The sequence below is a fragment of the Mesorhizobium sp. M4A.F.Ca.ET.020.02.1.1 genome (assembly GCF_004022645.1).
Taxonomy (GTDB): Bacteria; Pseudomonadota; Alphaproteobacteria; order Rhizobiales; family Rhizobiaceae; genus Mesorhizobium.
Genome location: NZ_RZOI01000221.1, coordinates 1 through 8,141, shown reverse-complemented (window position 1 = coordinate 8,141; position 8,141 = coordinate 1). Strand labels below are relative to the sequence as shown.

7 protein-coding genes, 1 tRNA gene and 1 pseudogene are annotated in these 8,141 nt (G+C 62.1%); 4 read left to right on the top strand and 5 right to left on the bottom strand.

What is annotated here, in order from left to right; all coding sequences use genetic code 11:
• Together EN742_RS15775 and EN742_RS15770 are read right to left on the bottom strand one after the other, a co-directional pair.
• On the bottom strand, positions 1-263 hold a 263-nt coding region (locus tag EN742_RS15775; protein ID WP_281034966.1), incomplete at its 3' end, for a glycosyltransferase.
• Positions 264-276: 13 nt separating this feature from the next.
• Positions 277-1,230, bottom strand: coding sequence for a hypothetical protein (locus EN742_RS15770; RefSeq protein ID WP_189375355.1), 954 nt, complete (start codon positions 1,228-1,230; stop codon positions 277-279).
• A 177-nt stretch (positions 1,231-1,407) separates the two neighbouring features.
• Here EN742_RS15770 and EN742_RS15765 point away from each other — a divergent pair.
• Positions 1,408-1,481: transfer RNA gene (locus tag EN742_RS15765), tRNA-Gly, on the top strand.
• 981 nt (positions 1,482-2,462) lie between these two features.
• Here EN742_RS15765 and EN742_RS15760 read toward each other — a convergent pair.
• From EN742_RS15760 to EN742_RS15755, 3 genes are all read right to left on the bottom strand, one after another.
• Entirely contained in the window at positions 2,463-2,915 is a 453-nt protein-coding gene (locus EN742_RS15760; protein ID WP_127406266.1) for a hypothetical protein, read from the bottom strand.
• A 135-nt stretch (positions 2,916-3,050) separates the two neighbouring features.
• A complete protein-coding gene (locus EN742_RS38125; RefSeq protein WP_189375353.1) occupies positions 3,051-3,221 on the bottom strand; it encodes a hypothetical protein in 171 nt (56 codons plus the stop codon).
• Positions 3,222-3,426: 205 nt separating this feature from the next.
• Positions 3,427-4,416: a LysR family transcriptional regulator gene (locus tag EN742_RS15755; protein WP_127406265.1), complete on the bottom strand. Its 990-nt coding sequence runs from the start codon at positions 4,414-4,416 to the stop codon at positions 3,427-3,429.
• Positions 4,417-4,709: 293 nt separating this feature from the next.
• Here EN742_RS15755 and chvE point away from each other — a divergent pair, with 293 nt between their 5' ends.
• The 3 genes and pseudogenes from chvE to EN742_RS15740 form a co-directional block, all read left to right on the top strand.
• The gene (gene chvE / locus EN742_RS15750; RefSeq protein WP_126056584.1) at positions 4,710-5,777 is read left to right on the top strand and encodes a multiple monosaccharide ABC transporter substrate-binding protein; all 1,068 of its coding nucleotides are present in this window, start codon (positions 4,710-4,712) and stop codon (positions 5,775-5,777) included.
• Positions 5,778-5,966: 189 nt separating this feature from the next.
• Positions 5,967-7,502, top strand: coding sequence for a multiple monosaccharide ABC transporter ATP-binding protein (gene mmsA / locus EN742_RS15745; protein ID WP_127399737.1), 1,536 nt, complete (start codon positions 5,967-5,969; stop codon positions 7,500-7,502).
• Positions 7,499-8,141, top strand: a pseudogene (locus tag EN742_RS15740) (sugar ABC transporter permease); the annotation flags it as partial. The gene mmsA and the pseudogene EN742_RS15740, both read left to right, overlap by 4 nt.

Here is an 8,141-nt window from a genome sequence, read left to right as displayed (position 1 = left end):
AGGTCGGCGTAGACGCCGCCCCGTTCGTAGAGCAGGCAGTATTTGGCGAGGTCTGCCTTGTAGGTGTAGGGGCGCAAGGTGCGGAAAGCCGATAACACCTCGGCGTCGAAATGCGCCGCGATGAACTCGCTCAATTCGGCTTCCCCGAACAGGACATGCTGCTCGCCCGGATGCGCGGCCTTGAACGAGCGGATGTTCTCGCTGACCCGTTCGGGAAGGTCAGCGCTCTGATCGTCCGTTATGAGAATGCTGAATAGCGGCATGAGCTCTCGACCGTCAGCGCGAGGTGAACGCGGTCAGTTTCTCCCAGTCGCGCCATTGATGCGGCCAGCTTTGCAAATAGGGCAGATGCCGGTCGGCAAACTCCTGCGCGGCGCTTTGGATCATCTCGGCCTTGTCCCGATAGCGGGAGAGATCGATCGGGCGCTCGACGACCACGTGCAGTTGGCCGGTGCTGTCGTCGCGCCCGACAAAGACCGGCAACAGCGGAGCGCCGGCGATCTTGGCCAGCCGGGGCGCGCCGCTGGCCACTTCCATGCCCGATTCGCCTATTCGCGCCGTGACCAGCACTTCGCCCTCCCAGGCTCCGGCGGTTATTGAAACGAACTTGTTGGCGCGAAGCAACCGACGGGCCTCGTTCATGCTGGCAGCAGGATCGGCGCGGTCGATCACGACGCGGCCGGCCGCGTATCTCAGTTCCGCGCCAATCCTGATCGGGTTCAGGAAGCGGATGCCGAAACGCGACTTGGTGAAGCCATGCTCTGGCCGGCTGACGTGAAACACCTCGAACCCGGCCCTGGCGAAGGCCATCTTCGCCGCCAGCGCATTGAAGCTGAAATGCGCGATCCACAGCACCGCGCCATGGCCTGCATCTTGCGCGGCTTCGAGATGCTCGATGCCTTGCAGCGCTATGGCCGGGTTCCACCCACCGAGCCGTTCGCGCAGGATCTGTATGTGATGCTCGTGACGCGTCGCGCGGACGCCGCGCAGATCGTCATTGCCGGCCAGTCCGAACGAGCGAAAGGTCTGCAGGACCCGGCTGTCCCGGTTGGCGAAAGACGCGCCGCCCAGCCGCGCCATGGACAGGCAGATCGCTCGCCATTCGCGCTCGGGAACGAGCCGGGAGACAATCGCCAAAGCAGGGAGTTGCAGCAGGAATTTGAGGTCTTCCAGCGCAAATATCTTCCTGGCCCCGGAGGCCCGTTTTCTCTTGCGTATGTTGAATTCCAAGCCGGGTCCCCACCCACGCACCTTGCTTACGGGGGGTCGGCGGGCAAATAAACTGCCGATTCCCAAAGCGCAGGCGCTACTAGCATGACCGATCGCCGGCATCAAAGGCTCTCTTGTCATCCGGGCACGGCTTTGGCGATTGCCCGAAGCCCGGCCATCATGGTAACGAGGGCGCGCGCGGGTATGATGTAATGGTAGCCTGTCAGCTTCCCAAGCTGAACGCGCGGGTTCGATTCCCGCTACCCGCTCCAGCTTGTGCCGCGCCGTATTCACTCATCAGTGGCTCGATGAACTCGAACCGGCCAACGCCGGCAGGCTTGCGCATGGAACGCCCCGCAACTCGAATTTGATTCAATATCGCAGGACGGTTTCCGTTCCGTTAGCCGTTGCTAAAAAGACCGCCGGCCGAAGCCGGCGGCAGGGTCTACTGTGTCACCAGAGGTACGATCTGGTAATAATCAACGGCTCCAGCCGGCTTTTGTTTCAGCATTCGATAAAATGTGAAACCCGCCGCCAATCACATGGCAGCGGGCCTTTTCACAAGGGACCGGAAGGATGGAGGGGACATGCAATCCGGCCGGCATTTCCAACGAGACGTGCAAGTTTTTGTTCCGACGCAATTTAGCAAAATTGAATATTCCAATGATCGGCCTATAATTTGCCAGCCGGCAACCTACCCCGTTTGCCGGTTAGGCCCGGCGGTCAAACCCCGAGCCCCCGCCCTTGGCCGCCGGGCCGCTGGAAATCGGCTTGGCAACGCTGCGGCGGAAGTACTAGGAGGGAGGCCTTTCCCATGCGCACGGCGGCACTGCGGCTTCGCTCGATCCGACAAGTCCTGTTGCCGCTGATGGGGTTTACCGACTGGCACGAAGGAACCGGCGTGGACGGCAGGCCCATTTGGAAGCACTACATAGCCAGAACGGACTCATGGGAGTCACGTCCGATGACACCCAAAGAGGAAGCCGAGGCCTTCTGGTGGTGTCACCCACCGTATTGAGCGCAAAGTGGCTTCTAGCGCTTCTTCGGCTGCCGTCCCGGTCAGTTCCCTCACCCTGCGAATTACCAGGGCGATAGAGACTCTCTTGTGAATGGCGGTTTCGAGAGCGGGCATGCAGGACCGGCCGGCAACAAACCTGCTACCCGCTTCAGCCGGAATCAATCGATCAGATGGCGCCTTCCTGCACCTGCCGGGACCGCGCAGTCCGGTCAGGTGCGGATGGATGCCGCACCTTTCATGCCAGCACGCCGCAAAGCGGAAGGTGCTTTGCCGCCTCGTCGGCTTCCATCCGCACTATGGTGTGCGTCAGGCCGCCATGCTCATCGATCCATTGCCGCACCCAGTCAGGATATTGCGATATAAGGTAATTGGCGGCGACCGCGTTCTGCCGAGCGCCGACGCCGTAGGGCAGATGGAAGCCGAAGGATGCCTGAGGGGTCACGCAAAGCTGCTCGACGGGCAGCGACAGATAGAGCGTGCAGGCGCTGTCACACGCCCCCTCGAGGCTCACCGGCTCGTCGGCGGCGCGCAATTGGGCAATGTGCAGGGCGAAGCTCACGATCTGGCCACCGTGATTGTCGCCGACCGTCTCGGCCTTCGCGGGCAGCGCCGCCAGAATGGCGGCGAGCCCAATCGCCGTGGTCTTCAACGCCCATCCAAGCTTTGTCGGCAGCAGATCGATTTTCATCCTGTGTTCTCGTTCTCGCGTTTGTCTCGCGGGCGGCTACGCTAGCATCAAGATGGTTAACATTAGGCAGCGCTCATCAATCTTCCGATCGGCCTGTTACACTCGCGCGAGCACGGTACCCCTAGAGGGGGCGCTCTACGGCGAAGGAGACGCCAGGAAGCGCGCCACGACCGGCGACTGTTCTGTGCAATTGAAGAACGAGCGCCCGTCCCGGCTCTTGGAGTATCGGCCGATCCTGGCATGGGCCGGAATTTTGTCTGGGTCGGCCTTCAAGCCGAGCAGAATACGCAGTTTCTTGAAAGCCATCTATGGAGAGCCCCACCCCGACACTCACGTTGGAATCCGGGCTCCCGATTTGTAAAGGGTGGATTTTGGGTTTTGAACATGCGCGAGCATGAAATCGCTGGCCGCCAGCGCGCGGCTGTCACGACCGAAACTGACGTCGAGACTGGTTGCGCTTCCGTTTGGTCCGGCGCCGTACCGCCTTCGCTAGCGGCGGCCGAGCCAACCGTCACCCAACTTCCCGCAGGATGAAATCGTGCAGCATCTTGGCGGCCGGAGAGAGCACGCGGTTCTTCACCGTGATCAGGCTGTAGGGCCGGACCTCGATGTCGAACTCGGTCTGGACGACATCGATGGCGCCGGCCAGCCCGTCGGGATTCTGGATGAATTTCGCCACCTGCACCGACACCGGCGCGATAGCATCGGACTGCGCCACCATGACCAGGGTGAGCAGCAGCGAGCTGGTGTTGAGGATGCGATCCGGGAGCGCGATGTTGCGGTTGAGGAAATTGCTCTCCATCGCCTGGCGCAGCGGCGAGCCGCCGGACTGGAAGACCCAGTCATAGGCGGCGGTCTCCTCCAGCCGCACCGCCTTGCCGTTGCTCAGCGGGTGGCCTCGGCGCACGATCAGGCAGGCCTTCTCGACGCCGATGACGCGCGATTCGAACAGACGCGGATTGAGATCGTCGGGAATGCGCGCGATGATGAAATCGTGGCGCGACGCAATCAGCTCGCGTGCCAGCACGTTCGAGGTCTCGACCTGCATGGTGATCTCGATGCGCGGATAGAGGCGGCGGATCTCGCGGATCGCCGGCACCGCCAGTTCGATCGCCGGCGCCGTCACTGCGCCCAGGAATACCGAGCCACCCTTGCCCGCCTTGAGCTCAGAGATCTCGCGGTCGGCCTCGCGCATCTCGAGCAGGATCGAGCGCGCGCGCCTGGCCAGCGCCCTGCCGTAGGGCGTCAGCGTGATGCCGCGCGGCAGCCGCTCGCAGAGCTTCACGTCGAGCACCGCCTCCATTTCCGAAATCATGCGCGAGGCGGCGGGCTGCGATATGTTCATCACCTGGGCCGCGGCGCTTACCCGGCCGTGATCGTCAAGGGCTGCGATCATGCGCATATGGCGCAGGCTGAGCCCGCTGCGCAGAAGCGTTTCGCCATCTCCAGGCAGCTCGTCGTATCCACCTGAAATACCAACAGGATTGCCCAATGCCGCCATGCTTTGTCTTCGCTCCCGCAACGCATTCGTCGGCTTTTGATATATACCAGTTTCGGTATAGCAACCATCAGAGATCGCATTTGACAGTTATGTCAAAGGGACACACCCTTCGCGCGTCCCGTGGCATGACGGTCGATGACGAGGGAGATCGTGTCGACTGAAATCAGCGCCGCGGGGCCGATTGGGAGGATACCGGAGATCGATAGACGACAGCGGCGCATCTCGCGCTTCTGCTCGCCTGCGCGGCCCGCGAAGCCCCGAGGTGTCGCGTCCATCAACCAGGGAGAGTTACTGTGAAAATCATCAAGACACTGGCCGCCGTGGCGGCCCTTGGCATCGCGGCCATGACGCTGCCGGCGCATGCAGGCGAAGGCCTTGTCGGCGTGCTGATGCCGACAAAGACCTCGCAGCGCTGGATCAATGACGGCGACGCCGTCAAGTCGCAGCTCGAGGCTCTCGGCTACACCGTCGACCTGCAGTACGCGCAGGACGACATCCCGAACCAGCTCAGCCAGCTGGAAAACGAAATCACCAAGGGCCCGAAGGCGCTGATCATCGCCTCGATCGACGGCACCACGATGGCCGACGCGCTGCAGAAGGCCAACGACGCGGGCGTCGTCGTCGTCGCCTATGACCGCCTGATCAAGAAGACCCCGAACGTCGACTACTACACCACCTTCGACAATTTCGGCGTCGGCGTGATCCAGGCGAACTCCCTGGTCAAGGGCCTCAAGGAGCGCTTCCCGAACACCAAGCCGTGGAACGTCGAACTGTTCGGCGGCTCGCCGGACGACAACAACGCCTTCTTCTTCTACAATGGCGCGATCTCCGTCCTGCAGCCGCTGATCGACGACGGCTCGATCAAGATCAAGTCCGGCCAGACCGGCATGGACAAGGTCGGCACGCTGCGCTGGCTCGCCGCCACCGCCCAGGCGCGCATGGACAACCTGCTCTCGGCCAACTACTCGGACGGCAGCCGCGTCGATGGCGTTCTGTCGCCCTATGACGGCCTGTCGCGCGGCATCACCGCCTCGCTGCGCGCCGTCGGTTACGGTACCGACGCACAGCCCTGGCCGATCGTGACCGGTCAGGACGCCGAGACCGCCTCGGTGAAGCTGATCATCTCGGGCGAGCAGTACTCGACGGTGTTCAAGGACACCCGCGAACTGGCCAAGGCCACCGTGCAGCTGGTCGACAAGGTGCTCTCCGGCGGCAAGCCCGACGGCCTCGACGAAAAGACCTACAACAACGACGTCAAGGTCGTCCCCTCGATCCTGTTGACGCCGCATGAGGTCGACAAGTCGAACTACCAGGCGCAGGTCGTCGACTCCGGCTACATCAAGGCCGACGAGCTGAAGTAATCCGGCTTCAAAGGGAGGGGTCCTGCGCGACGCAGGGCCCCTTTTCGTTCAGAAGCGACCCCGGTATTGTTTTTTGCCGGCTTCTGCAGCGCCATGCACCGTCGCGGCGCGGACCAGACTGCAGTATGTTGATTTCGCGCATGACGCTTTCCGAAACCGGAAGGCATGCGCCAGGGAGCGGAATTCCTAATGACCTCGACGATTTTGGAGATGCGCGACATCACCAAGACGTTCCCCGGCGTGAAGGCGCTGTCGAACGTCAACCTCAGCGTCGAGGAAGGCGAGATTCACGCCGTCGTCGGCGAGAACGGCGCCGGCAAATCGACGCTGATGAAGGTGCTGTCAGGGGTCTATCCGTCCGGCACCTATGAGGGACAGATCGTCTTTCGCGGCCAGGAATGCCACTTCAAGGGCATCCATGACAGCGAGCATATCGGCATCGTCATCATCCACCAGGAGCTCGCCCTGGTGCCGATGCTGTCGATCGCGGAAAACATCTTCCTCGGCAACGAGCACGCGACCTATGGCGTCATCGACTGGAACGCCAACGAGAAGCGCACCGCCGCATTGCTGAAGAAAGTCGGGCTCAAGGAAGACCCCAAGACGCTGATCACCAATATCGGCGTCGGCAAGCAGCAGCTGGTCGAGATCGCCAAGGCGCTGAGCAAGGAAGTGAAGCTGCTGATCCTCGACGAACCGACGGCTTCGCTCAGCGAAAAGGACAGCCAGGCGCTGCTCGACCTTCTGCTCGAGTTCAAGCGGCAGGGCATGACCTCGATCCTGATCTCGCACAAGCTGAACGAGGTGAACCGGGTCGCCGACAAGGTCACGGTGATCCGCGACGGACGCACCATCGAGACCTTGCCCAGGGAAGACATCAGCGAAGACCGCATCATCACCTCGATGGTCGGCCGCTCGCTCGACGACCGCTATCCGCCGCGCGAGCCGCAGATCGGCGAGGTCGTCTTCGAGGTCAAGGACTGGTCGGTCTACCATCCGATCCACGCCGACCGGCAGGTGATCAAGAACGTCAACCTCAATGTGCGCAAGGGCGAGGTGGTTGGCATCGCCGGGCTGATGGGCGCCGGCCGGACCGAATTCGCGATGAGCCTGTTCGGCCGTTCCTATGGCCGGCACATCACCGGCGAGGTTTTGCTCGAAGGCAAGCCGATCGACCTTTCGTCGGTGAGCAAGGCGGTGGAGAACCGCATCGCCTATGTCACCGAGGACCGCAAGACCTACGGCCTCAACCTCATCGACCATATCAAGCACAATGTGACTTTGGCCAATTTGGGCGGTGTTTCGAGCCGCGGCGTCATCGACGACATGCGCGAAATGAGCGTGGCCAACGACTATCGCAAGAAGACGAACATCCGCGCGTCCAGCGTTTATCAGCTGACCGGCAATCTTTCTGGCGGCAACCAGCAGAAGGTGGTGCTGTCGAAATGGCTGTTCGCCGACCCGGAACTGCTGATCCTCGACGAGCCGACGCGCGGCATCGATGTCGGCGCCAAGTACGAAATCTATACGATCATCGCCCGTCTCGCCGCCGAGGGCAAAGCGATCATCGTCATCTCGTCGGAAATGCCGGAGCTGCTCGGCATCACCGACCGCATCTATGTCATGAACGAAGGGCGCATGGTCGGCGAAATGGCGGCAAGCGACGCCAGCCAGGAAAAAATCATGCGCGCCATCGTTCGCGGAGAAGGAAAAAAAGCATCATGAGCACAGAAAGCGCTCCCGCGCCGCAAAGCGGCGCAGCCGAAGACGTCAAGCAGGGTCCGCGCGTCGCCGTCTCGGCGCTGACGACGAACCTGCGCGAATACGGCCTGATCATCGCGCTGATCGTCATCATGCTGTTCTTCCAGTACACGACATCAGGAACGCTGTTCAAACCGGTCAATCTCAGCAACCTGGTGCAGCAGAACTCGTTCATTATCGTGATGGCGCTGGGCATGCTGCTGGTGATCGTATCCGGCCATATCGACCTCAGCGTCGGTTCAGTGGCGGGCTTCATCGGGGCGCTGGCGGCGATGATGATGGTCATCTGGCCGCTCGGGATATTAAGCAATCCGCTGGTGGTCTCGATCGTGTGCCTGATCGTGGGCGCCCTCATCGGCGCGGCTCAAGGCTACTGGATCGCCTATCACCGGATACCGAGCTTCATCGTGACGCTGGCGGGCATGCTGATCTTTCGAGGCATCTGCCAGGCCCTGCTGGGCGGCGGCTCCTCGGTCGGCCCGCTTCCAGACAGTTTCAAGGCGCTAAGCTCGGGCTTCATTCCGGACGTGATCGGGCCGCTGACGCTGATCCCGCCGACGGTGAATGCCGCCGGCAAGACCATCCTCGGCAGCGGGCTTACGC

What these genes read in the sequence shown, in the direction of transcription:
- EN742_RS15760 (WP_127406266.1), bottom strand. Translation starts at nt 2,915, where the DNA reads ATGAAAATCGATCTGCTGCCGACAAAGCTTGGATGGGCGTTGAAGACC.
- EN742_RS38125 (WP_189375353.1), bottom strand. Translation starts at nt 3,221, where the DNA reads ATGGCTTTCAAGAAACTGCGTATTCTGCTCGGCTTGAAGGCCGACCCA.
- EN742_RS15755 (WP_127406265.1), bottom strand. Translation starts at nt 4,416, where the DNA reads ATGGCGGCATTGGGCAATCCTGTTGGTATTTCAGGTGGATACGACGAG.
- mmsA (WP_127399737.1), top strand. Translation starts at nt 5,967, where the DNA reads ATGACCTCGACGATTTTGGAGATGCGCGACATCACCAAGACGTTCCCC.